Source organism: Paenibacillus sp. JT22N12 (assembly GCF_056269365.1).
The window spans coordinates 406,982-431,058 of record NZ_JBWDNU010000004.1 but is presented as its reverse complement, the minus strand read 5'-3'; the positions used below and the strand labels follow the sequence as shown (position 1 = coordinate 431,058).

Below are 24,077 nucleotides of genomic sequence, written 5' to 3'. Positions count from 1 at the left end.
ACCTCTTCTTTATAAGACATCCGCAAAATGCGGTTTGATTTTCTTGAATAGTCCATATCCTACAATTAATAAGACAAGAGTGATTGCCCAAAAATATATTGTTAAATTTGGATAGTCAAGAACAGACTCTTGGGTAAACATCGACAATCTATATCCATCAACTATATAATAAACGGGATTTAATTTAATCAGAAAGCGATATTTTTCAGGTACAGTATCAAGCATCCAAAAAATTGGGGTAATCCAGAAACCAAACTGAACAACAACCGCAACGACTTGACCAATATCTTTTAGAAAAACATTCAAGGCTGAAGTGATAAAATTAACCCCGATAAGCAGCACAATCGTACAAAATAAATAATAAAAAAGTTGAAGATTATTAATATTTAACGAGTACCCATAGAAAAAATAAATTATAAAAAATATTGCAATAAAAAAAACATGAATTTTTAAGGATGTTATCACTTTTACTATTGGTAATATTTCGATTTTAAAAACGACCTTTTTGACTAGAAATGAATTTTCACTAATGGCATTGGCTCCATTTGATATTACCTCTGAAATAAAGAACCATGGTATCATACCTGCAATAAGCCACAATATAAATGGGATATTATTAACAGGTACTGATTTAAATCCAACTGAGAAAACAAACCAAAGGATTGCAATTGTAATAACCGGTTGAATAAAGGCCCATAATATACCTAATAAAGAGCCTTGATACTTTAATCGAAATTCTTTCTTTGATAATTCATTTGCCAAAAACAACAATTTCATATTATTTTTCAGAAAATCCATATTCACATCTGCTCCCGATCATATTTGAATCTATGAATAAACAAAGCTATTCTAATATAACGTATATTTTTATTAAAAGTTTCTGGAGAGGAGTACTTCAGAACTATCTTATCAAACTTACACAGCTCATGCATAGAATTAAAAATGCTTATATGTTCTAAAATATGCCATTACTATAATGATATTGAATCTTGAACCTCCACGCAGAAAACACATTAATGAGTTTGATTTGATAGTGTGATATAGTTTTATAATGGCTTGAGAATGTTAACAAAAAGGAGCTTCAAAGTTATGCAAAAGAATAAACCAAATGTATCGTCTGATCTTTCATTACTTCAATGGGCAATACTTGCCGGCACATGTTTATTTTTCTTCATCTTTCCCTTTCAAGTGGCCTTATTTAACGGATTTGCGTTCGATTTTGAGGCGGCTCTACTCGAATCCATGTTGTATGCATTCATACTCTTCTTGATCGTTGGCATTCGTTTCTTTCAAACCTGGAAATTAATTGACTACAGATCCATTTTGTCAGTTCTTGTGCTCCTCCTTCCTCTCATGTATATATTATCTTCAACAGACGCTGTCTCCTCACATAATGCCAAAACGATGATTTTGCTTGAATTTATGATTGCAGCTTTTTTTATCATTGGTCTGTATATGGCTGAAAATAAATTACACCGCAAGTTTATTGAACTATCCATTCAATTGTCCGGTTATGCCATTGTAATATTCGGGTTCATGAATCTGTTTGGACAAGCTTACTTCAATAATGCTCTATGGTTGGCAGACACGAACTATCGGTTGACATCTGTCTTCCAATACTCCAACTCGTATGCTGCACTTCTTACAGCCTTATTCCTGGGAGCTCTATTCTCAGCCATTCATGTCAAGCAGTGGTACTGGCGGGCGTTGCACAGCTTTATGCTCGTACCAATTTGGATCTCTTTAATGCTGACTTATTCACGGGCAGCGCTTGTATTCATTCCAATACTTGTCCTTATTATTCTTCCTTTCCTCAAAATCAGTAAGCAATTGTCCTATCTAATATACATGTTTCTTGCTGTTGTTTCATCTTTCGCCATTTTGAGTAAGTTAACAGCAGCTGCGGATAAAATCTCCAAAATCACGGACCCAGTCTCCCAGTCGGGTAAAACAATATCTCTTTGGAGTTCCGTTCCTCTGACTGGATGGGGTCTGCTTCTAGGTGCATCCATTGTTGTTGCATTATTAATTTCCCTCCTTCATGGCAAACTTTCAAAATGGCTAAATATCCGAACAACAAGAATCCAAGTATCCAAATGGTCTTTCATTGCAGTTCCTCTTCTTTTTATTGTAGTAGGCGCACTAGCGGCTATTTTAATTTTCTCAAGCAGCAGTGTTAGAAGCCTATTGCCCCAAAGTATTGCTGATCGTATAGAAAGCATTAACCTTGAACAGCATAGCGTTCTCGAGCGCGAAACCTTCTATAAGGATGCATTTAAAGTTTCAGCAGATTATCCACTAATCGGTGCAGGTGGTGGCGCTTGGTCAGTACTTTATGAGAAGTACCAAAGCAACCCTTACACCAGTAATCAGGCTCACAGCTATTATTTGCAGACACTGATAGAGATCGGCTGGATCGGAATTATTATATTAATAGGCTTTATTGTCCTCGTCTACTACTTATTCATTCGGGAATACATTAGAAATCCTGAGTTACGAGGCAGCCAATTTATATTTTTCATCATCTCTATCTCTTTGCTGGCCCACAGTGCTCTGGATTTTGATATGAGTTATGGTTATTTATCGATTCTCGTCTTTCTGTCTCTAGGTGCGATGCTTGCTCCATTCCACAAGACATTGATAATTCCGGCTATGGAGGGATACAGATATAGTAAGTGGCGATTGGTATATCCAGCAGCCATATCGTTACTGGCCTTGTTTCTCTTTATATGGGTCTACAGGGAATATGATGCCAATCTTAGCTACCGTCAAGCTCTGAATCTTGCTATTGTGGAGAAAAAGCCGTTAAATGAATTACTGCCACCTATTGATCATGCCATTAACGTGTCTCCTGACCATCCTGATTATACTTTAAGAAAATTGAATTGGATGGATCAAGCCTTCAATTCAACCCAAGATTTACAATACAGACAGGAATATAAAAGATTGCTTGATCAGTTGAAACCTTTTGCACCTTACAATCGTCAATTACTTCTGGACGAGTATCAATACTATAAAGCCGAGAACGACTACAGCCATATATTATCTGTTCTTGACGAATCAATTTCTAAATTCCCTTGGGATATGAACTTTTACGAAGTCGCTATTATGGAATATTTTCTTGCCGGCCAGAATGAGGGAGAAATGGATTCCAAAGGACCTGACTCCAAGTGGAATCACTCTCTGGAGCTGTATAAAGAAGTGCTCGCCAAGGAGGAACAACTCAAGTTATTACCAGCAGGACAGCTTCAAGGAAGAGAATTTAATGTCACTCCTATTATGAGACAGGCAATTGGACAAATTTTATACCGCAACAAAAGCTACGAAGATGCGTATAACCTTTTGAAGCAAGACATTACTGGCGATTTAAGCAATGAAAGTATCCGTATTAATGTTAGATATTACCTCGCTGCGCAGGATGCAATAGGACAAAAAGATGAGGTATTATTGAATAAATTAATAGGATTTGACGCGAACGAGAAAAACTTGCTTCAACAAGTTATTGACAGCAAGTAAATATCCTGTTATCCTTTTCCAGTATTTCTCTAACATTATTATACTATTTCCCAAAATTGTTTCTATCTTTCCTGATTACGATGATATATAATAGTTTCTCGATGGGTTTAAAAAAAACGTATTTACGATTGTTTAATGAAAGGAGGTGAAAACTAAAAATGAAAAAGATTTTTGCAAGCAAAATTTCAGCTCTTATCGCCTCATTGATGATTATATCAGTGCTTGTGCCTGTTCTTGCATTTGCTGCTCACAATACGAATGGTTTTAAAGATGCGAACTATTCATACGGAACAGTAAGTGGTACGGTTTATGTTACGGATGCAGTCTACAATCTGGGTGTGCCAGTAAACGTTTATGTCTATGGCGCGGGTGAAACTACCGCAACTGCTGTTAAAGCGGTATATGACAAAGATGGCTTCTATACATTCAGTTCTTCTTCCGTACCATGTACTACATATGTGAGATTGACCGTGGCTGACTCCGCATACAAAGATGTTTACAACTCATCTTACTGTGGAGGTGGTGGCTTCCCTGGATTTCCGGGTGTTGGCATCATTGACAGCAACGGCAATGTAGACGGTACTCAATTGACTAATCTCTTTGCAACCGATAAGAATGCTACTATTACATCAACTTCCGAAGTAGTAACAATTCCTGCTGATGCATTGATCAAAGGTGAAACTCTTACGATCAAACTGGAAGATGGTACATCCATCACCCTTCCGATCGCTGCTTTGAAACTGGAGGACCTGGCTAAATCCCTTGGGGTTGAACTGAGCGCTCTGAAAATCAAAGTAGAACTTAAGAGACTTACTGGCGACGCTGCTAAAGCGGTAAGTGATGCTGTGTACGGAATTGATGCGAAACCACTGGCTACGCCAGTTGATTTCAAAATCACTGCTGTAGGTGGCGGTAAAGAGCAGCAAGTCAATGACCTGGGTGTTTACTTCAAACGTACTCTTCCGGTAACTGGCTCTGTTGATTCCAAATTGGTAACTGGTGTAGTTTATAATCCGGATACGAAAGAGCTGAGCTTCGTCCCAGCTACATTCGCTGCTAACGGTAATAACACACTTGCTACTTTGCTCCGCAACAGCACAAGTATCTACACTGTCATCCAACTGGATAACGTATCCTTCGCGGATCTCGCTAACCACTGGGCGAAAGAAGATATTGAAACTCTTGCTGCGAAGTTGGTTGTAGAAGGTACGGGCGCTAACAAGTTCGAACCAAAACGCAACATTACTCGCGCTGAGTTTGCGGCTCTGATCGTTCGTTCACTCGGTCTTGATGCTACTGGAACCACATCTAAATTCTCGGACGTAAGTTCGAGCCAATGGTACGCTGGCGTTGTAGCTACGGCTGCAGAAGCTGGTATCGTACAAGGTGATGACAAAGGTAAATTCAACCCGAACGCTAACATCACCCGTAAAGAGCTGTCAGCCATGGTCGTTCGCGCCCTTGGTTATGCTGGTAAGGAAGTAACGCTTACTGATGCGGAAGCATCTGCTGCGTTGGCTGCCTTCACTGATGCAAGCAGTCTCGGCTGGGCAAAAGCTGAAGTCGCTGCAGCAGTTAAATCCGGTATTGTTCTTGGCCAAACTACTACGAAAGTGGTAGGTGACGCTAGCGCAAGCCGTGCTGAAGCTGCTACAATGGTAATTCGTTTGCTCGGTAACGCTGGTTTTATCAACAACTAATCCAGTGACTTAAAAACGATCCTTCGGGGTCGTTTTTTTGTTGCCCGCGGATGTATAGATATTTCATTATTGATCATCCTATAGTTGATGCAAATATATCCATGAATACAGACTTTCTAAACATTTTTGTTGATTTATTATTAGAGAAGATGGATAATGGGTAATGGATAGAGACATTACATATAATAGGAGGTTTTTTGAACATGGCACATCAACTACCAGCTTTACCGTATCCGAACAACGCACTGGAGCCCCACATTGATGAAACAACGATGATGATCCACCACGACCGTCATCATAATGCTTATGTAACGAATTTGAATGCTGCTCTGGAGTCCTCTCCTGATCTGCAAAGCAAATCGGTCGAAGACCTTATTGCTGATCTTAACAGTGTACCTGAAGCCATCCGCACTGCCGTTCGCAACAATGGCGGCGGACATGCTAACCACTCCCTCTTCTGGGAAACGATTGGACCAAACGCTGGCGGCGCTCCAAGCGGAGCACTTGCCGATGCGATTGCAAGCGAGCTTGGCGGATTCGATAAATTCAAAGAGGATTTTGCAAAAGCAGCTACAACCCGTTTCGGAAGCGGCTGGGCCTGGCTTGCAGCTGACAAAGCTGGCAAATTGAAAGTGTACAGCCTGCCTAACCAAGACAGCCCGATCATGGAAGGCGATACGCCGCTCCTTGGCCTTGATGTTTGGGAGCATGCTTACTATCTGAACTACCAAAACAAACGCCCTGATTATATCGCAGCGTTCTGGAATGTTGTGAACTGGTCGGAAGTTGGCAAACGTTACGAAGCTGCGAAATAAGCTTTGGAACAGTTAAAAACAGGACGAAGGCAAATCTGCCTTCGTCCTGTTTTTTTATGCTTTTCAAGCTTAGCTGCTCTATAGTCTGATTGTAATTCCTTCTCACCGAATAGGCGATTGCCGCATAAGCTTTATCATGATATCGACCTATACGCTCTGATGAAGGAGACGAATATGCATGTGGTATAACTTTTACACCCCCGTCCACGTTCAGGATGGATATAGTGTCGCCTATATCCCCCCTGCTCCGGCAGGCCGGGATTGCGGTTGTGGCGGCGGACCGCGTGGAATGATGGGTAGCCCCGGTGGCGGCCTGCAACCCGGACCGGGACTATTCCCACCGGGCCCAGGGCCGTTTCCACCCGGCCCAGGACCATTCCCGCCGGGGCCTGGGCCGTTTCCACCCGGACCGGGGCCATTCCCTCCGGGACCAGGACCATTTCCACCCGGACCGGGACCGTTCCCGCCAGGCCCGGGGCCGTTTCCACCCGGACCGGGGCCATTCCCTCCGGGACCAGGTCCATTTCCACCTGGACCAGGACCGTTTCCGCCCGGGCCGTGGCCATTCCCTCCGGGACCAGGTCCATTTCCACCTGGACCAGGACCGTTTCCGCCCGGGCCGTGGCCAATTCCGATCCCTATTCCTATTCCCATCCCGATTCCCGGGCCACCAATATTCCCTGGCTTCGTGACAGTGGTCATTAATGGAGGACGTTTCTTTCCTCAGGTTACTCAGGCCTATACCGTGCGCCATTTTCCGGGGATGACTGTTTATCAGGCTTTGGCCGGGACAGGTGTTGTTCGTTTCAATAACTTTGGCCAGATCATCTTTGTCAGCGGCGTGGCTATAGCTGGTGATATTGGAACGATTCTGCGTCTGAATGGACGCCTGATTGCGGAGTCCCAGCTCTATCTGCCCATACAGTCAGGGGATACAGTCGGACTCGAGCTCATTCTGACAGGCGCTGGCGCAGTCATACCGAGGAGCATCCAGGATGCGGGGACTGCATTGCCTTACAATTTGCAGCTGGAAAATAATTATGATCTCATCACCGACGATTCGGAAGATGACCTTTAAACAAGACGAAGGATGATTGGTCCGATTACTCAAAATCTCTTGCGTTGATTATGCTCCTTTGAAATTCCTCAAAGAGCCGGCTTCCCCCGTCCAATTAGTGACGAAGCAACTTCACCTATAAGAGTTGATCATCCTCCCATGAGATGCCACCAAGAGTCGGCTTCACCGTCATCTTGGTGGCGCAGCAACTTCACCTATAAGAAAGGAAATATAAACTTTCTTGTATTTAAATGAAGAAGGCCCGATTACAGCGTCATCAATTGACGCCTGATCGGGCCCTTCTATTTACTCCCTGCGCTTAGTGGGCGCTGGCTTCTTCTTTAATGGCCTTTAGCCGTTTCATCACATCATTGGCGCCACGGCCGAAGTAGTCGTGGAGCTGATTATACTCCGCGTACAGCTTGTCATATACCGCGACGTTCGCCGGAATCGGCTTGAACGTCTCCTCCCTCACGCGGGCCATTGCCGCCGCCGCGTCGACAACATTATCGTAGCCGCCTGCTTCCGCACCGGCTGCCACAGCGCCGAACATGGCCGCCCCCAGCGCAGGCGTCTGCCGGGAGGCCGCGACTTTGATCTCGCGGTTGGTCACATCTGCGTAGATTTGCATAAGCAGACGGTTCTTTTGCGGGAGGCCCCCGCAGGCGTACAGCTCATCCACAGCCACACCGTTGCTGTGGAAGGCTTCCACGATTTTACGAGTGCCGAAAGCCGTCGCTTCCAGCAGTGCGCGATAGACTTCATAAGGCTTGGTCAGCAGGGTAAGACCAACCATCATCCCGGTCAGATCCGTATCGACAAGCACGGAACGATTGCCATTCCACCAGTCGAGCGCGAGAACGCCGGATTCGCCGACATTGAGCTCTGACGCTTTCTTTTCCAGCCACTCATGGATGCTGATTCCTTCCTGATTGGCTGCCTCAATGGCATAGGCCGGAACCGCTTCATCCACATACCAGGCGAAAATATCGCCAACGGCCGATTGACCGGCTTCATAACCGTAATAGCCGGGGATGATACCATCCTCGACAACGCCGCACATACCCTCAACCTGCTTCTCTTCCGAGCCGAGCAGCATATGACAGATCGAGGTCCCCATGGCCATTACCAGCTTGCCGGGGGTGACAACACCTACTGCGGGAACCGCGGCATGCGCATCGACATTGCCGACCGCAATTGCGATACCTGCGGTTAGGCCCATGCGCGCAGCCATATCCGCCGTCAGCTCGCCCGCTTTGGAGCCAAGCGGCAGAACATCGCCGCGGAGCTTCGTATCCGCAAGATTTTCCAGCCTTGGATCAAGCGCTTTATAGAACTCGCTGCTTGGATATCCATCCCGCTTGTGCCAAATGGACTTGTATCCGGCCGTGCAGCTGTTGCGCACAATGTTTCCCGTCATCTGGCCGACAACCCAGTCGGTTGCTTCCACGAATTTATCCGCAGCCTCATACATCTCCGGAGCTTCGTTCAGAATCTGCCATGACTTGGCCAGCATCCATTCGGAGGAAATTTTGCCGCCGTAACGGGGGAGGAACGACTCGCCGCGGCTTGCCGCGATTTCATTAATAAGGTTCGCCTCATCCTGTGCCGCATGATGCTTCCACAGCTTCACCCAGCTGTGCGGATTGGCTTTGTACGCCTCATTGAAGCAGAGCGGCTGCCCCGCCTCATCGATCGGCAGCATGGTACATGCGGTAAAGTCGATGCCAAGACCTATAATCTCGCTTGCCGCAATTCCGGATTCCTTCATAACGGCAGGCACCGACGTCGTCAGCACCTCAATATAGTCCGCCGGATGCTGCAGCGCCCAGTCATGCTCCAGCTTGAGACCCAATTCCGGCAATTTCTCATCAATAACGTTGTGACGGTAGGGCGTCACATGCTCGGCGATTTCCGCACCGTCGCTCAGACGCACCAACACCGCGCGGCCGGATTCCGTTCCATAGTCCACGCCAATTGCATATTTGCTGCTCATGATTCAGGGATCCCCCTTTGAAATATAGTCCTTGTAAACGATTACTTTTGTCCATAATAAGCATTTTTACCGTGCTTGCGCAAGTAATGGCGATCCAGCAAATGCTGATCCATCGGCTGTATATTCGGATTTAACTGGAACGTGTGCAGTGCCATCTTGGCCGCTTCCTCCACGACAACCGCATTATGCACCGCATTATGGGGATCCTTCCCCCAGCAGAAGGGCGCATGGCTGTATACGAGCGCAGCCGGCACTTGATTGGGATCGATGCCGCCTTGAGTGAAGGTCTCAATAATGACGTTGCCTGTCTCCAGCTCATAAGCGCCTTGAATTTCGGCTTCCGTCATAGGACGTGTGCAAGGGATTTCACCGTAAAAGTAATCCGCATGCGTCGTTCCAAGCGCGGGAATCGGCCGTCCGGCCTGCGCCCAGCTCGTGGCCCATGGAGAGTGGGTATGCACGATCCCTCCAATGCCTTCAAAAGCGCGATACAAAGCGACATGCGTCGGCGTATCCGAAGAGGGCCGAAGATTCCCTTCGACTACATTCCCTTCCAGATCCACAATGACGATTTGCTCAGGCTTCAGCTCATCATAAGGAACACCGCTCGGCTTGATGGCCACTAGACCTCTCTCCCGGTCAATGCCACTTACATTCCCCCAGGTAAAAGTGACAAGCCCATACTGGGGCAGCTCCATATTGGCTTCCCATACGGCTTTTTTTAAAGCATCCAGCATAAAATAGTTCTCCTTTCGCCGCATTTATCCATAGTCGCTGCGGCATCTTGGCTATTTATTCAAATACCCGAAAATATGCTGCCAAATATAATGGTGTTTCATTCGCTATTATTATAACTTGTACGTACAAGTGTGTCACGATTAATTTTTTACTTCTTCTCCGGCCGGGGCGGTAGACTCCCTGACAATTAATCGCGGTTCATATACAATATCCGCCTCCGGCTTGCGGCTGCGGCCTTGTCCCAACAGACGAATAAGCAGTTTCACAGCATCCTCACCCATCCGAGTCTTGGGATGCTCCAGTGTAGTCAGCTTCACTTCCGTTGCTGTAGCCAGTGTGGCATCATCAAATCCCACCATAGATAGATCCTCCGGCACCGTCAAGCCCTTCCCCCGCACCACATCAAGCAGCTTCACAGCCAGCTCGTCGTTATAGCAAACAATCGCCGTCGGACGCTCCCCGGCTGCCTGGCCAAGCAGCGCCGACAGCTCCGCAGCAGGCCTGACCAGCTTCTCCTCGGTACTATACCGGATAAGGAGCTCGGAACGCAGCGTCAGTTGATGCTCGCGCAAAGCACGCAGGAAACCGCGCATCCGGTAGATCCCCTGAAAATCGTCGGTCTTAAAAAATCCGGCAATCCGCCGGTGACCGAGCCTGATCAAGTGCTCTGCTGCGCGGAATCCGCCAAGCTCGTCGTCAACCTTCAGACACGGTGCATCCAGATCGCTATATCGCTCGTTAAGCATAACAAATGGAATTCCTCTGGATTCCAGCGACAGATAATAGTCGAGATTAGGGTTTCCCTCCGCACTCTTGGTCGGCTCGATGATCAGTCCGCTTGGCTGCTGCTGCAGCATGGATTCCAGACTCTCCCGTTCCTTGTTCTTCTCATTGTCCGTGCTGGCCAGCAGCAGCCTGGCCCCATGCAGGCGAAGCGCCGATTCCACCCCGCGCACGATCGTCGGGAATATATAGTCGGAGATATGCGTCGTCATCAATCCGATGGTCAGCCCCTGCTGGTGCGGGTGCTTGCCGGCAGCCGCAGAAGCCGCGTCAGCTACGAATGTTCCTTTTCCCTGTGAGCGATAAAGCCAGCCCTCCGCTTCCAGTTCCCCAAGCGCCTGCCTGACAGTCTGGCGGCTCAGGCTGAACGTTGCGGCAATCTCGTTCTCCGAAGGAAGCTTGTCATGCGGCTTGAATTGTTCCGCCGTGATCCAGGTCAAAATCTCTTCCTTTAGTTGCATATACTTGGGCGGAAGCTGTTCCTTCACGCTGCACCTCGATTCCTGCATTCAGCTTGTATGCCTCATATTATATCATGTGCTTAACTTGTACGTACATACTCGCCGGGTTGCCCCATTATTTTCAGTCTGCAAGATTGTTTTGACAACAAACCGGATTATCCCTAACATATGGATCACAGATATATAGAATTGAGATATACAACATAAGGGAGGTATGGAAGATGCCCACAAACCAGGCTGACATGGAGAATCAGACTGACGCCGAGATCAAGGCCAAGCAAACGGGAGCAAGTTATATCCGGCTGGCGCTATTTTTGCTTGCAGCGGTCTTCGCCGTATGTGTCGTCATGCAGGTATTCCTGGCAGGAATGGCTTCATTCGTCGATTCGTCGCATTGGCAGGATCACCGGTCGTTCGTTCACTATTTCGAAATGATCCCACTGGCTATGCTCGTTTTAACCTTTATTGGCCCAACCGGCCGCGCCATCCGGTTTTTGGGATTTGGAATGGTCATTCTGATCATCATGCAGTACCTAACGGCTCATATGGGAGGCCGGATTCCCGAGCTGGCCGCGCTTCATCCTGTGCTCGCTTTGCTGCTGTTCTGGATCTCAATGATCGCAGTGAAACGCGCCTTCAGCGCCTGGAGGAGCGGGCGGGTCTGATTCAATTTCCAGTGTCTCCTGCCTGGCAGCTAAAGAGAAATACAAAAAAGCCGTCTGCCAAGGATCGTGCCCTGGGCAAACGGCTTGAACTTAAGCGTTCCTTACTTCGTCACCCAAAGCATCATACGTCTCAAGACGTTATGACGGTGTTGGGTGCACATGCTGGCAAGGAGAGAACCTGCTTAAGGCGGGGTGAGAAAGTCAGGCTGCGCATGCGGAATCGTTCTTAACTTAATTGCAGGTTACAAGGTCGATCGACTGACACCACGGCAGACTGTATTCCGCCTGCTCCGCCAGGCAATCTTTTAAAGCAGTTCATTATTTACTTCATTAATTATAAACCTCGCTTAGCGTACACCTGTCCCAAGGCGCTCGATCATAAATGCCCTTACCTCTTCCGAGAGATCTTCTCTTTCCAATGCCATATCAATCGTAGCCTGTACAAATCCCAGCTTATCGCCGACGTCATGCCTTCGACCCTGGAAGCGGAATGCGGTGAGCGGCGATTCCCAGTTCAGACGCTGCAGGCTATCGGTGAGCTGAATCTCGCCGCCTTTGCCGGGTTCGGCCCGTTCCAGCAGCGCGAAGATTGCCGGATCAAGGATATATCGGCCAACTACTGCAAGATTGGACGGCGCTTCACCGGGCAGCGGTTTTTCCACGAGTCCCCTGATACGGCCCTGCTCCGCTTCACGGTCCAGCTCGACAATACCGTACTTATGCGTCTGGTCCCACGGCACTTCCATAACGGCCACGACTGAGGAACCGTTCGTTTCGTAAACGTCGATCATTTGCTTCAGACAGGGCGGTTCCGACAGCAGAATGTCATCCCCAAGCAGCACTGCAAAGGGCTCGTCCCCCACAAAGCTGCGCGCACATAATACGGCATGTCCAAGTCCGAGCGGCTCGCGCTGGCGTGTATAACAGATATCCGCCATATGCGAGATGCCTTTGACCAGATCCAGCATTTCGGCTTTGCCGTGTGCCTCCAGCTCAGCCTCCAGCTCCACCGACTTGTCAAAATGGTCCTCAATCGCCCGTTTGTTGCGTCCCGTCACAATCATGATGCTCTCGATTCCGGAGGCGACTGCTTCTTCTACAATATATTGTATGGCAGGCTTATCAATAAGCGGCAGCATTTCCTTAGGCTGTGCCTTGGTAGCGGGCAGAAACCGGGTACCCAGTCCCCCCGCCGGAATAATGGCCTTGCGCACGCGTTTTCCCATCATCATTTTCATATCCCCCATAAGCGTTATTTATACTACCTCCATAATACTCCCATTCGGACAATCGCACCATGGTAAAATAGGCATCAGGTCCCGGTTTGACATCCCTTCTGGCTCATGACACACTTGAAAACGATGGATACTTCCGCGTATTACTCGTATAAAGGAGGACTAATCATGCTGATTACCCGATCGCTGCGGACGTCCCGGCACGATGAGATGATGGATATTACCCGCGAAATCACAGCCATTGTCAGTCAAAAAGGGATAGAAAACGGCCTAGCCGTCATTTATTGCCCGCATACGACCGCCGGAATTACGATCCAGGAGAATGCCGATCCCGATGTGAAGCATGATGTGCTGATGCGTCTGGATGAGGTGTACCCGTGGGAGCACCCGAAATACCGGCATGGCGAAGGCAATACCGCCTCCCATCTGAAAGCCATGACGACCGGAACCTCGCAAACGGTCATTATCGCAGAGGGCCGGCTGCTTCTGGGCAGATGGCAGGGGATTTATTTCTGCGAATTCGACGGGCCCCGCACACGCGAGTATTATGTGAAGCTGATTGCAGACTGATAGGCGTTCATCGCTTTTGGACTTGATTGCCACAGCGCTCGAAAAACATCCGCTTTCCAGCCAACGCTGTGCCTCAAGCCGGGTGCTGTTTTCTGATCCGCAATTTCCATGATACATGGCTATAACAACCCTAAACACGCAGCGCGGGCGGCATTCCTCCATCTCACAAGAGCTGGAAGCTGCCGGCTGAGGATTGCGTGTTTTTCATTATTTCAAATTGCTATTGACAACTTTCCTTATTTATAATAATTTTAATATAGAAATAATTATCGATATGGTTCAAGGTGAATCGGCTTGGTTAATGAGAGGAGAGAAACGATATGGAAAACATCACAATAGTAGGTACCGGGCCAGCCGGATTAACGGCTGCCATCTATCTTGCACGCGCCGGCTTCAGCCCTCTGGTTCTGGAAGGACCGCAGCCGGGGGGACAGCTGACTACAACTACAGAGGTCGAGAATTACCCCGGCTTCCAGGACGGCATCCTCGGTTCCGAGCTGATGTCCAATATGCGCAAACAGGCGCAGCGGTTCGGGGCGCGTTTTCAGACCGGCTGGGTGGATGAGGCGGATCTCTCCGAGAGACCCTATAAATTGAAGCTGGAGAACGGCAGTGAAATTTTTACGAAATCTGTGGTTATTTCCACCGGCGCTTCGGCAAAATATATGGGAGTGCCCGGAGAACGCGACAACGTTGGCCGTGGAGTCAGCACCTGTGCGACTTGTGACGGATTTTTCTTCCGCGGCAAAAAAATTATTGTTGTCGGCGGCGGCGATTCCGCTATGGAGGAAGCTTCCTTCCTGACCCGATTCGCATCCGAGGTCAGACTGGTTCACAGACGCGACGAGCTTCGCGCTTCGAAAATCATGCAGGACCGGGCCAGAGCCAATGATAAAATTGTGTGGAGCCTGAATGTAACTCCGCAGGAGGTAGTTGCGGGGGATCAGGGGCTGAGCGGCCTTCGCGTTCATGATAATGCAACCGGCGAAGACGTGCTGCTTGAAGCAGACGGCGTATTTGTAGCGATTGGCCATACGCCGAATACCGCTTTTCTGGGCGGGCAGGTCACGACCGATGATCAAGGCTACATCGTAGTTCAGCCGGGAACGTCGAAAACCAATCTGCCGGGCGTATTCGCCTGCGGGGATGTTCAGGACCGCCATTACCGCCAGGCCATTACCGCCGCGGGCAGCGGATGTATGGCTGCGCTGGATGCCGAACGGTTCCTGGAAGATGCGGATGCAGCTTTAATGGGCTCGGATCTGGAGCTCGTTACACAGGAAATCGCCTTCGGAGACTGAGCAGCTTTAGCATAATGCCCCTTAACATAAGCGTTGATAATTTTCCGGCAAGGCCGGAGGTTCATCAAATAGATAAGAGAAATCAACTATTAAGGAGCGTGTTTTCAATGACGAAGCTGCATGATATTTTAAACAAGCAAATTTCCACCTGGAGCGTTCTTTATGTGAAGCTGCATAATTTCCACTGGTATGTGAAGGGCAACCAGTTCTTCACCTTGCACGTGAAATTCCAGGAGCTTTACGAGGAAGCGACATTGGTCGTGGATGATTTTGCCGAGCGCCTGTTGGCGTTAGAGGGCAAACCTGTAGCAACGATGACGGAACATCTGAAGCTCTCCAGCGTCAAGGAAGCTACCGGCAAAGAAGAAGCGACCCAGATGGTCGATTCGCTCATTGATGACTTTACCGTAGTCGCCGGCGAGCTGAAGGAAGGCATGGAGGAAGCCGAGAAGAAAGGCGACGAAACGACAGCCGATATGCTGCTTGCCGTTCATAAATCGCTGGAAAAGCATCTGTGGATGCTGAAGGCTTTCAACGGCCGTTAAACCTTTCAGCCCTTCGCGAAGAAGGCTTGATCTCCTTGTTCTTCTTAACAATAAGAAGAAGCGCTATTACCCGATTATGGCGAGAAGAAAGCTTCTTCACCTTATGGAATACAAGCCATGCAAAGACCAAAAAAACTTTCTTCTATTATATATAGGAATGAAGCGCCTGTTTCCCGAAATCGGGGAGACGGGCGCTTTTTCATTCTTACTCTTTAATGTACGCTCAGAGCCGGCTCCGGCTGCGCCTCTTCCTTCCCTCCCCATTTTTTGTGGCGCTTGATTTCCTCCAGCATTCTCACATAAATATCCGGTCTCCAGTCCGGCAGGCCCGTAATCTGATTGTCGTTGAACAGTGTCAGCAGCTTGCGCGCTTTGTCGGCGAGGGACAGATCAAGCGTTGCCACCAGCAGTTCTTCGTGCTGCTCAACCGGCTCTGCATAGTATCGGGTGGACAGCATATTCACAGATGGGCCGATGATCATGCTGCCTCCGGGAAATTTCAGACTGTCCAGATCCGGTCCGACCAGATTGGAGCTGACGAGGAAGGTTCCGTTCTCGATCACCCGCGATTTCAGTGTCGTATAATAGAATTCCTGCCAGCCCTCTATCTCCGAGACCGCGGTCGGATTCAGATAGAGCCGCGAGCCGAGCGCCGAATAATGCCGGGTGAGCTCGGGGAAACAGTAGGAATCATAGCATATGCCCACACCCACCGGACCCCATGGCGTATCGAACATCAGCGGCTCGCTGCCTTTCTTCGCCCACATCGACTCTTTGCCGGCCGGATGAATTTTGCGGTAGGAGCCGATCACTCCCTCAGGACCCAGAACAAGAGCGGAATTGTAGATAAGGGCAGGATCTTCCGCATCCTTCTCTATCATACCGAGTACAACATAGAGGCCAAGCGATTTCGTCAATGCTGCCAACCCGTCTGAGGCTGGTCCGGGAATAGTCTCCGCGATTCCAACCTGCATCTCGATGGAGTCACCCTTCACATCGTACCCGGTAAGCGCCGTCTCGGGAAACAGGACAATCTTCGCCCCGCGGTCTGCCGCCGCCTGAATATACCCTTTGATCCGCTCCAGATTGCCTGCTTTATTGCCCCATTCCGCATTAAAGTTCACACTTGCGACCGTAACGATATTTTCATACCCCATTGTTCATCCAACCCTTCCATATTTGAGTTTATGAGAAAACGTGATACCTCTATTAAGCCGGCATACTCTCCTGAAGCAGCAGACAAGCCGCTTCATGCCCGGGCGATACCTCCTGCAGAACCGGTGTCTCTACTGCGCAGCGTTCTGTCGCCAACGGGCAGCGCGTACGAAACCGGCAGCCGGATGGCGGATTCAAGGGACTTGGCAGCTCCCCTTTCAGCACTGGTTCCCCGTTTCCTTTGTGATGCTCAAACGCCGTTTCCAGAGAGGGGGCAGAGGCAAGCAGCGCCTGGGTATACGGGTGGGCGGCACGGCCAAAAATCTGCGAGGTTGGCCCTTTCTCCACCACACGCCCGAGATACATGACCATGACTTCATCGCTCATGTACTCGACCACATGCAGGTCATGAGATATGAAGATCATCGACAGCGACAGGTCCTGCTTCAAATCCTGGAACAGATTCAGCACCTGAGCCTGAACGGATTTGTCCAGCGCGGAGACCGCTTCATCGGCAATGACGATATCCGGGGCCAGAATGAGCGCGCGGGCAATCGCTACACGCTGCCTCTGTCCGCCGCTGAGACTGGCCGGAAGCCGCCCGGCATGCGTACGGGACAAGCCGACCGATTCCATAAAATGATGGGCCTTCGCCCGGGAAGCCGCTTTGCTCTCACCGCTCGCCCACAGCGGGAAAGCAATGTTATCGATCACCGGCATTTGCGGATTAATCGAGGAATAAGGATTCTGGAACACCATCTGGATGCGCTGGCGCATATTTTTGAGCGGAAGGCCCTTCAGATCCAGAATGTTCTGCTCGCGATATTTCACTACACCCTGGTCCGGTTCGATCAACCGCATCAGCAGACGGGCAAGCGTGGATTTGCCGCATCCGGATTCGCCGACGATGCCAAGCGTTCCCCGTTCGCCCAGCTTGAAGGATACCCGGTCCACGGCAGACACGCCGCCCTTCGTACGCCCGAAGAAATTGCGGATCGGGAAAGTTTTGCCCAGTTCATTAACCTCAAGTATATGCTCCATACCGATCCCTCCGTTTATCGCTTGATTTCTAGTGCGTCACTGAGCGCATCCGATACCAGATTGAGCGACAGTGAGGTAAGGAAAATGAAAATCCCGGGCACGACGGTGACAAGCGGGTTGATAAAGATCAGCTGCTTCAAATTATTGAGCATGAAGCCCCACTCCGGGGTTGGCGGCGAAACGCCCAGTCCCAGGAAGCTAAGGCCCGAAGCCAGCATGAGGCATACACCGATCTGCGATGTGCTGAATACGAAGACTTTGCTGAATATATTGCTTAAAATATGAGAGCGGATAATGAGCAGATTACCGGCTCCGCTGGATTGGGCCGCTTCGATAAACTCCTCCTTGCGGACCTCCTTCACCGCGCTTTCGGCAATCCGGGCGATCGGCGGAATAAAGACGACCGTCGCGGAAATGATAATATTGCTAATTCCCGGCCCAAGCGCTGCGGATATCCCGATGGCCAGCAGAATCGCGGGGAATGAAAATACGATATCCAGCGAGCGCATAATAATCGTATTGATCCATCGTCCAAAATAACCGGCGATAACTCCAAGCCCGCCTCCGATTACGACTGCGAGAATCACAGGCAGAATCCCGGATAACAGGCTGAGCCTTCCGCCATACAGGATCCGGGACAGCAGATCCCGCCCCTGTTCATCCGTACCCAGCAAGTGTTCGGCAGAGCCAACCTTGAGCAGACGGTCCTGGACATTTCCGTTAACGGGATCATAGGGAGAAACAACGGGCGCCAGCAGACAGGCGAGAATAATGATCATAAGCAGCACCAGCGCACCAACGGCCACTTTCCTCTTCGTGAAAGCACGCCATATATTGGTCAGCCGGGAAGGTTCCCGGCTCGCACCCGGCACCAATACCGCATCACGTACCGTCTGAACATTGGTGGACATTGTTACCGCCTCCTTAAGAGATTTTGCGCTGCTTCTTGAAGCTGCTCCCTGATAAGCAAAAACCCGCTTCGGAAGCATAGGCTTAGTTTTTAGCGCTGCTTCATAGTCCTGAAAACTCACTTCGGAAGCATAGGCCTTGAGTTTGCTTACACCTGACGAACACGGGGATCCATCGTCGCATGAATGGCGTCCACGATCATATTGATCATGACGAACGCAATCGCAATGATCAATACGCCAGCCTGCACAACCGGGAAGTCGCGCTGCCCGATCGCCTGATAGATAACTTGACCGACGCCCGGCCAGGAGAATACCGTCTCTACCAGCACGGAACCGCCGAGCAGATAACCAAACTGAAGTCCCGTTACGTTAAGAATGGTCGGCATGCCATTGCGGAGAACATGGCGCAGCACTGTCAGCGATCCGCTTCCCTTGGCCTGCAGGGCAAACACAAAATCCTGCTGCAGCAGACCGGATACTGTGCTCCGTATCATCCTGGTCATGACGCCGACTGTCGACAATACCGTTGCAATGGTCGGAAGAATGAGGTGGCGGAACAGGTCCGCCGCCCCTCCCTGCCCAACGGAAGTCATCCCCGAGGAGGGCAGCCACCCCAGCGTGACGGAGAAAACTCCGATCAGGATCAGCCCCGCCCAGAAATTCGGCAGTCCGATACCCGCAAGGCTGAGTCCATTCACGATGGAAGCGAGCCTGGATTTGGGATAATAGGCGCTGAAGACACCGATTGCCAATGAAATAATGAAGGATATGATTGCTGATGCAAGGGCGAGAATCAATGTATTCTTCAGTGCCGGCAGGAGCAGATCCGTCACCGGCAGCCTTCTGACAATGGAGTCGCCCAGATTGCCCTGCAGAATACGTCCCAGCCAATCCACATACTGAATGGCAATCGATTTATCGAGGCCGAGCTCGGCTCTGATGACCGCGCGCTCCGCTTCGGAGGCGTCCGGCGGAAGGATGGAATTGACGGGATCGCCCGGAACAATTTTGAGCATCAGGAAGACGACGACGGAAACGCCAAGCAGTGTCGGAATCATGAGCAGCAGTCTTTTCCAGATGAATGAACCCATGGCGCGTGCCCCCTTATCTATTCAATGGAAATCGTGGTCAAATCGGCGAACCAGGATTGCGGCTGCACAAAGCCTTTTACTTTCGGCGCCAATGCGCGAAGGTTCATGTCATGGACCACAAAGATCCAGGGCGCGTCGTCGGCAATGATGGCGGAAGCCTGGTTAAGCAGGGCCGTTTGCTCCGCGGGATCGAAGCTCGCAGTCGCTTTGTTGATTAATTCGTCGTAAGCCGGGTTGGAGTAGCCGCCCAGATTGATCCCGTTCGGAAAGATCGAAGACGTTGCGAAAAACTGAGAATAGAAGGATGGCGAGATCGTCGGAAGCGAGATATTGTAAGCTCCCACCTCTTTATCCTTGGGAAACCCGGACAGGAATTGCGTCAGCAGCGTCTGCCATTCAATCGATTCGAGCTTGACGTTGATGCCGACATCCTTGAGATTCTTCTGAATATATTCATTCATCTGCATCGGCCACATATTCCCAGATCCGCTGGTGGGAACGACGAAGGTCGTCGTGAAGCCGTCCGGATAACCCGCTTCCGCCAAAAGCTGTTTGGCTTTCTCCGGATCGTAGGTGTAGGGCTCGCCTTTATCGCTGAACCAGGCATGGCCTTTGTACATCGGCTGTGTAGCCGGAGCCGCCGCTCCGCCCAGAAGCGCCGTGCTTAAGCCGTCGCGGTCGATCGCATAGTTGGCCGCCTGGCGGACCAGCTTCTCTTTCCATGGACCATCCTGCAGATTGAGCACATACGGCCAGATATGCGGGTAAGGATTCGTCAATACCTGGAAGCCCGAGCTCTTCAGCAGCTCAATGGATTCGGTCGGCGGCACTTCCGCCCAATCGACCTCACCGGATTGCAGAGCCGCCAGACGGGCAGACGGATCGCTGATCGGACGAAGGACGATTTTATCCAGCTTCGGCGCGCCGTTCCAGTAGTTCTCATTCTTGACCATGGTCAGCTCCTGCCCCTGCTTCATGCTGTCAAACTTGAACGGGCCGGTGCCTACAGGGTGGTTGACATAGTCGGCTCCGCTTTTCTTAATGGCATCGGGACTGCCGATCAATAAACCGGACAGGTCATACAGCAGGAAGCTGTAAGGCCCCTTGGTCTTGATCGTGACCGTACTGTCATCAACCTTGGTGTACGATTCGACATACCGGAATGCGCTGGCGCTGGTACCTGCCAGCTGTGCGTTGTAATATTCCGATTTCGGATTCATAATCCGGTCAAAAGCAAAGATGAGCGCATCCGCGTTAAAAGGAGTTCCATCATGGAAGGTCACATTCTGGCGGAGATGAAAGGTCCACATCGTGGGGTCCGTTGTTGAGGTTTCCCATGATTCCGCAAGCCCGGGAACCAGCTCGGCCGGTTTATCGCCCTGCTTCAGATCCCAATTGACCAGCGCATCATATAATTGATAGCCGACAAACCGCATACCCTCGTAGCCCTCCGTCGGGTACGTGTCGGGAACCGGAATATTGGCCGCTGACATGCCGATAATCAGCGTCTGCTCCTTGGATGATCCGGAGCCCGAGTCGGTTCCGCCGCTTGCAGCTGCATTGCTTCCTCCACTGCCGCCATCCCCGCATGCGGTGATCATCACCATTGCAGCAATCAGGAGAAATCCTGCTAATTTTCGTGCCGACATGAATCCCAGTATGCTTCTCATCTCATAACCCCTCCATGATTTTGGCGCTTCTTGCGCCTCTTTATTTTCTGATTATTCTGTCTATTTTAGCTCCAGCAACCCTATTCTCATCACCTTACCGATTATTGAGCGATCGGCTGCTCCTGATCCAGCAGGAAGCATGCAGCGCCATGGGCTTCGCCGTAGTAAGTAAACGAAGGGGCTTGCTCACGGCATGAGCTTCGGGCAAGCGGGCAGCGGTCTGCAAACGAGCAGCCTTCAGGCATGGCGGTAATCAGCGGCGGCTGCCCCGGAATAGTCGAAAGCTTGCCCTGCTGGCCCCGTCTCGGTGTCGCAGCGATAAGCCCGACCGTGTAGGGATGTGCCGGAGCCGAGAGAATCTGGCGGGCTCTGCCGTACTCCACAATTCTGCCTCCGTACATCACCGCAATATCATCCGCCATTTCAGCCGCTACCCCGATATCGTGAGTGACAAGTACGACCGACATACCATATTCCGCCTGGATCTCTTTGAACAGCCGGAGGATTTGCGCCTGTATCGTCACATCAAGAGCCGTAGTCGGTTCGTCCGCAAGCAGCAAATCCGGCTTGCAGGCGAGCGCCATAGCGATGACGGCTCTCTGCCGCATCCCGCCGCTCATTTCATGCGGGAAAGCCCGCATTCTCTCCTCCGGCGAAGGGATTCCCACTTTTCCAAGCAGCTCGACGACCTGTCGTCTGGCTTCATCCTTTTTGATGGATTGATGCGTAAGAAGAGTCTCTGCTATCTGGTCTCCTACCCGGTACAGCGGGTCCAGAGCCGACAAGGCATCCTGGAAAATCATGGAGATCCGGTTGCCGCGAATGCGGTTCATTTCCTTCTGCGATTTGGTCAGAAGCTCTTCATCACCCAGCTTGATGGAGCCCGATATCGCAGCCCCCGACGGCTTGAGGCCAAGAATCGAACGAAGCATCACGCTTTTCCCCGATCCCGATTCCCCAAGAACAACAAGCGTCCTGCCCTTCCGTACCTCTAATGACACGCCTCTGACAGCAGCCACCTTGTTACCCCGAATGGAAAACTCCGTAACCAATTGGCTCATTTTCAGCATCTCTGACATATGTGCTCCCTCCTTGCGATTAGGTGCGGAACTCTTGATGTCATAAATACTAACACACAAATTATCCTAACAGGCTATCAAAACATTCTATACCCTCCCTTCCGTCGTTTTCAAAGAATTTTGTGTTATATTTCTTACCAATAAAACATCATTACGCCTTGAACAGTCTCTTTGAACTATCAGAAAGTGCAAAATTCGTTGTCCTTTTCTGATATTTCTGAAGGAAGAAGCTAAATTTGCCGCCAAAGGACGGCGAATCCGTTTCTTCTTATCTATCAAAATGTTCATTGCGTTATGTTTTATAACAATCCAAGTCAAGGAGGAAGTAAGAAATGAAAACCATCAACCCTCAGCTCTCCTTCTCCACCATCCATGAGCTTGGCGATCAGATCCGCACGCGCGAAGTCTCTCCCGTGGAGATTACGGAGCAGCTGCTCCAGCGGATCGAACAGCTCAATCCGCAGCTGAATGCCTTCGTCACCTTAACCGCCGAGCTCGCAATGGATGAAGCCCGTCAAGCCGAGAACGACATTATGAACGGCGGATACAAGGGACCGCTTCACGGTATTCCGATTGTACACAAGGATCTTTATTATACGAAGGATATCCGCACCACAGCCAGCTCCAAGATCTTGAGGGACTTTGTCCCGGATTATGATGCCACGACCGTTGCCAAGCTGCATGAAGCGGGCACCATTCTGCTGGGCAAGGTTCAAACCCATGAATTCGCCTCTGGCGCAACGACGCAAAGCCCGCATTTTGGCCCATGCAAAAATCCATGGGATCTCGAGCGCGTGCCGGGAGGCTCAAGCGGCGGCTCCGGTGCGGCTGTTGCGGCAGGGCTCGCCTATATGGGAACGGGTTCGGATACGGGCGGTTCCATCCGGATACCGGCGGCCTGCTGCGGAGTCGTCGGGATGAAGCCGACCTACGGCCGGGTCAGCCGTTACGGCATATTTCCGATGGCCTGGTCGCTTGACCATGCAGGCCCGTTAACCCGCAGCGTCAAGGATGCCGCCCTCTGTCTGGAGGCGATGGCCGGGTTCGATCCCAAGGATGAATCCACCGTGGACACCCCCGTTCCCCGCTATGCCGATTCCTTGCTCCCCACGCTCAAGGGCTTAAAGATCGGCATCCCTGCTACCTACTATTACGAAGAGCTGGACCCGGAAGTGGAAGCCGCGCTTCACGCCGCTATCGCCGCATACAAGGAGCTTGGCGCAGAAATCATCGATGTGGAGCTGCCGAAAATCGAGTACGCGGCCTCCGCCTTATCCGCTATTCTGTTAGGGGAAATTACAGCGATCCACGAACAATGGATGGATTCGCGCATAGAGGATTACGGCACGGATGTCCGGCTCATGCTGGAGAGAGGACGCAATCTTCCCGCATCCACCTATCTGCAGGGTCAGCGCGCGCGCCATCTGATTGTGCAGGATTTTCTGAATGCCTTTAGCAAAGTGGATGTGCTGCTTACCCCTGCCACTCCCCTGACTGCACCTCGTGCGGATGATATTGCAGGAGGAATGAGACTTGCCAGGCTTACCGCTCCCACCAATCTCACCGGACTCCCGAGCCTGTCCATGCCATGCGGTTTCTCCAGCGAAGGATTGCCTATCAATATGCAGATCATCGGCAAGCCCTTCGATGATGCCTGCGTACTCGCCGCAGGCTATGTGTACGAGCAAAATACGCCCTGGCACAGCCGTCATCCCGAGCTTTCCTGATACGGACAGCAGCATTCCATT

The 24,077-nt window shown here is 50.5% G+C and carries 20 protein-coding genes; 9 read left to right on the top strand and 11 right to left on the bottom strand.

Annotated elements, in window-relative coordinates; genetic code table 11:
* Positions 1 to 9 precede the first annotated feature (9 nt).
* The gene (locus AC0YOA_RS17600) at positions 10 to 798 is read right to left on the bottom strand and encodes an ABC transporter permease (protein WP_475787685.1); all 789 of its coding nucleotides are present in this window, start codon (positions 796 to 798) and stop codon (positions 10 to 12) included.
* A 291-nt stretch (positions 799 to 1,089) separates the two neighbouring features.
* Between AC0YOA_RS17600 and AC0YOA_RS17595 the strand changes: the two genes are divergently transcribed.
* From AC0YOA_RS17595 to AC0YOA_RS17580, 4 genes are all read left to right on the top strand, one after another.
* Positions 1,090 to 3,516 carry an O-antigen ligase family protein gene (locus AC0YOA_RS17595; protein WP_475787684.1) on the top strand — a complete coding sequence of 809 codons (2,427 nt, stop codon included), beginning with the start codon at positions 1,090 to 1,092 and terminating at the stop codon, positions 3,514 to 3,516.
* 158 nt (positions 3,517 to 3,674) lie between these two features.
* Positions 3,675 to 5,216, top strand: coding sequence for an S-layer homology domain-containing protein (locus AC0YOA_RS17590; protein WP_475787683.1), 1,542 nt, complete (start codon positions 3,675 to 3,677; stop codon positions 5,214 to 5,216).
* A gap of 203 nt (positions 5,217 to 5,419) precedes the next feature.
* Positions 5,420 to 6,031 (top strand): superoxide dismutase, encoded by a 612-nt coding sequence (locus AC0YOA_RS17585; protein WP_475787682.1) that lies wholly within the window; start codon positions 5,420 to 5,422, stop codon positions 6,029 to 6,031.
* 694 nt (positions 6,032 to 6,725) lie between these two features.
* Positions 6,726 to 7,109, top strand: coding sequence for a hypothetical protein (locus tag AC0YOA_RS17580; RefSeq protein ID WP_475787681.1), 384 nt, complete (start codon positions 6,726 to 6,728; stop codon positions 7,107 to 7,109).
* A 298-nt stretch (positions 7,110 to 7,407) separates the two neighbouring features.
* Here AC0YOA_RS17580 and AC0YOA_RS17575 read toward each other — a convergent pair whose 3' ends face one another.
* The 3 genes from AC0YOA_RS17575 to AC0YOA_RS17565 all read right to left on the bottom strand — a co-directional run bounded on the left by AC0YOA_RS17575 (position 7,408) and on the right by AC0YOA_RS17565 (position 11,093).
* Positions 7,408 to 9,084, bottom strand: a complete 1,677-nt coding sequence (locus AC0YOA_RS17575; protein WP_475787680.1) for a ribulokinase — start codon at positions 9,082 to 9,084, stop codon at positions 7,408 to 7,410.
* 41 nt (positions 9,085 to 9,125) lie between these two features.
* A complete protein-coding gene (gene araD, locus AC0YOA_RS17570; protein ID WP_475787679.1) occupies positions 9,126 to 9,821 on the bottom strand; it encodes an L-ribulose-5-phosphate 4-epimerase in 696 nt (231 codons plus the stop codon).
* 141 nt (positions 9,822 to 9,962) lie between these two features.
* Positions 9,963 to 11,093: a substrate-binding domain-containing protein gene (locus AC0YOA_RS17565; protein WP_475787972.1), complete on the bottom strand. Its 1,131-nt coding sequence runs from the start codon at positions 11,091 to 11,093 to the stop codon at positions 9,963 to 9,965.
* 194 nt (positions 11,094 to 11,287) lie between these two features.
* Here AC0YOA_RS17565 and AC0YOA_RS17560 point away from each other — a divergent pair, with 194 nt between their 5' ends.
* A complete protein-coding gene (locus AC0YOA_RS17560; protein WP_475787678.1) occupies positions 11,288 to 11,731 on the top strand; it encodes a DUF6220 domain-containing protein in 444 nt (147 codons plus the stop codon).
* Positions 11,732 to 12,078: 347 nt separating this feature from the next.
* Here the strand turns inward: AC0YOA_RS17560 and galU are convergent, their stop codons facing one another.
* Positions 12,079 to 12,963: a UTP--glucose-1-phosphate uridylyltransferase GalU gene (gene galU, locus AC0YOA_RS17555; protein WP_210042779.1), complete on the bottom strand. Its 885-nt coding sequence runs from the start codon at positions 12,961 to 12,963 to the stop codon at positions 12,079 to 12,081.
* A gap of 171 nt (positions 12,964 to 13,134) precedes the next feature.
* Between galU and AC0YOA_RS17550 the strand changes: the two genes are divergently transcribed.
* The 3 genes from AC0YOA_RS17550 (at position 13,135) to AC0YOA_RS17540 (ending at position 15,382) form a co-directional block, all read left to right on the top strand.
* Positions 13,135 to 13,536 carry a secondary thiamine-phosphate synthase enzyme YjbQ gene (locus AC0YOA_RS17550; RefSeq protein ID WP_475787677.1) on the top strand — a complete coding sequence of 134 codons (402 nt, stop codon included), beginning with the start codon at positions 13,135 to 13,137 and terminating at the stop codon, positions 13,534 to 13,536.
* Positions 13,537 to 13,856: 320 nt separating this feature from the next.
* Positions 13,857 to 14,837: a thioredoxin-disulfide reductase gene (trxB, locus tag AC0YOA_RS17545; protein WP_475787676.1), complete on the top strand. Its 981-nt coding sequence runs from the start codon at positions 13,857 to 13,859 to the stop codon at positions 14,835 to 14,837.
* A 107-nt stretch (positions 14,838 to 14,944) separates the two neighbouring features.
* Positions 14,945 to 15,382 carry a Dps family protein gene (locus tag AC0YOA_RS17540; protein ID WP_210042798.1) on the top strand — a complete coding sequence of 146 codons (438 nt, stop codon included), beginning with the start codon at positions 14,945 to 14,947 and terminating at the stop codon, positions 15,380 to 15,382.
* Between the two features lie 212 nt (positions 15,383 to 15,594).
* Here AC0YOA_RS17540 and AC0YOA_RS17535 read toward each other — a convergent pair whose 3' ends face one another.
* The 6 genes from AC0YOA_RS17535 to AC0YOA_RS17510 form a co-directional block, all read right to left on the bottom strand.
* Positions 15,595 to 16,539, bottom strand: a complete 945-nt coding sequence (locus tag AC0YOA_RS17535; RefSeq protein ID WP_475787675.1) for a carbon-nitrogen hydrolase family protein — start codon at positions 16,537 to 16,539, stop codon at positions 15,595 to 15,597.
* Between the two features lie 52 nt (positions 16,540 to 16,591).
* Positions 16,592 to 17,578 (bottom strand): ABC transporter ATP-binding protein, encoded by a 987-nt coding sequence (locus AC0YOA_RS17530; protein WP_475787674.1) that lies wholly within the window; start codon positions 17,576 to 17,578, stop codon positions 16,592 to 16,594.
* 14 nt (positions 17,579 to 17,592) lie between these two features.
* Positions 17,593 to 18,489 (bottom strand): ABC transporter permease, encoded by an 897-nt coding sequence (locus AC0YOA_RS17525; RefSeq protein WP_475787673.1) that lies wholly within the window; start codon positions 18,487 to 18,489, stop codon positions 17,593 to 17,595.
* Positions 18,490 to 18,635: 146 nt separating this feature from the next.
* Positions 18,636 to 19,580, bottom strand: a complete 945-nt coding sequence (locus tag AC0YOA_RS17520) for an ABC transporter permease (protein WP_475787672.1) — start codon at positions 19,578 to 19,580, stop codon at positions 18,636 to 18,638.
* A 17-nt stretch (positions 19,581 to 19,597) separates the two neighbouring features.
* Positions 19,598 to 21,250, bottom strand: coding sequence for an ABC transporter substrate-binding protein (locus AC0YOA_RS17515; RefSeq protein WP_475787671.1), 1,653 nt, complete (start codon positions 21,248 to 21,250; stop codon positions 19,598 to 19,600).
* Positions 21,251 to 21,351: 101 nt separating this feature from the next.
* A complete protein-coding gene (locus tag AC0YOA_RS17510) occupies positions 21,352 to 22,329 on the bottom strand; it encodes an ABC transporter ATP-binding protein (protein ID WP_475769801.1) in 978 nt (325 codons plus the stop codon).
* 332 nt (positions 22,330 to 22,661) lie between these two features.
* Here AC0YOA_RS17510 and AC0YOA_RS17505 point away from each other — a divergent pair, with 332 nt between their 5' ends.
* Complete coding sequence (locus tag AC0YOA_RS17505) at positions 22,662 to 24,056, top strand: amidase (protein WP_475787670.1); 1,395 nt, start codon at positions 22,662 to 22,664, stop codon at positions 24,054 to 24,056.
* Positions 24,057 to 24,077: the final 21 nt, after the last annotated feature.

What these genes read in the sequence shown, in the direction of transcription:
- AC0YOA_RS17600 (WP_475787685.1), bottom strand. Translation starts at nt 798, where the DNA reads ATGGATTTTCTGAAAAATAATATGAAATTGTTGTTTTTGGCAAATGAA.
- AC0YOA_RS17595 (WP_475787684.1), top strand. Translation starts at nt 1,090, where the DNA reads ATGCAAAAGAATAAACCAAATGTATCGTCTGATCTTTCATTACTTCAA.
- AC0YOA_RS17590 (WP_475787683.1), top strand. Translation starts at nt 3,675, where the DNA reads ATGAAAAAGATTTTTGCAAGCAAAATTTCAGCTCTTATCGCCTCATTG.
- AC0YOA_RS17585 (WP_475787682.1), top strand. Translation starts at nt 5,420, where the DNA reads ATGGCACATCAACTACCAGCTTTACCGTATCCGAACAACGCACTGGAG.
- AC0YOA_RS17575 (WP_475787680.1), bottom strand. Translation starts at nt 9,084, where the DNA reads ATGAGCAGCAAATATGCAATTGGCGTGGACTATGGAACGGAATCCGGC.
- araD (WP_475787679.1), bottom strand. Translation starts at nt 9,821, where the DNA reads ATGCTGGATGCTTTAAAAAAAGCCGTATGGGAAGCCAATATGGAGCTG.
- AC0YOA_RS17560 (WP_475787678.1), top strand. Translation starts at nt 11,288, where the DNA reads ATGCCCACAAACCAGGCTGACATGGAGAATCAGACTGACGCCGAGATC.
- galU (WP_210042779.1), bottom strand. Translation starts at nt 12,963, where the DNA reads ATGATGATGGGAAAACGCGTGCGCAAGGCCATTATTCCGGCGGGGGGA.
- AC0YOA_RS17550 (WP_475787677.1), top strand. Translation starts at nt 13,135, where the DNA reads ATGCTGATTACCCGATCGCTGCGGACGTCCCGGCACGATGAGATGATG.
- trxB (WP_475787676.1), top strand. Translation starts at nt 13,857, where the DNA reads ATGGAAAACATCACAATAGTAGGTACCGGGCCAGCCGGATTAACGGCT.
- AC0YOA_RS17540 (WP_210042798.1), top strand. Translation starts at nt 14,945, where the DNA reads ATGACGAAGCTGCATGATATTTTAAACAAGCAAATTTCCACCTGGAGC.
- AC0YOA_RS17535 (WP_475787675.1), bottom strand. Translation starts at nt 16,539, where the DNA reads ATGGGGTATGAAAATATCGTTACGGTCGCAAGTGTGAACTTTAATGCG.
- AC0YOA_RS17530 (WP_475787674.1), bottom strand. Translation starts at nt 17,578, where the DNA reads ATGGAGCATATACTTGAGGTTAATGAACTGGGCAAAACTTTCCCGATC.
- AC0YOA_RS17525 (WP_475787673.1), bottom strand. Translation starts at nt 18,489, where the DNA reads ATGTCCACCAATGTTCAGACGGTACGTGATGCGGTATTGGTGCCGGGT.
- AC0YOA_RS17520 (WP_475787672.1), bottom strand. Translation starts at nt 19,580, where the DNA reads ATGGGTTCATTCATCTGGAAAAGACTGCTGCTCATGATTCCGACACTG.
- AC0YOA_RS17515 (WP_475787671.1), bottom strand. Translation starts at nt 21,250, where the DNA reads ATGAGAAGCATACTGGGATTCATGTCGGCACGAAAATTAGCAGGATTT.
- AC0YOA_RS17510 (WP_475769801.1), bottom strand. Translation starts at nt 22,329, where the DNA reads ATGTCAGAGATGCTGAAAATGAGCCAATTGGTTACGGAGTTTTCCATT.
- AC0YOA_RS17505 (WP_475787670.1), top strand. Translation starts at nt 22,662, where the DNA reads ATGAAAACCATCAACCCTCAGCTCTCCTTCTCCACCATCCATGAGCTT.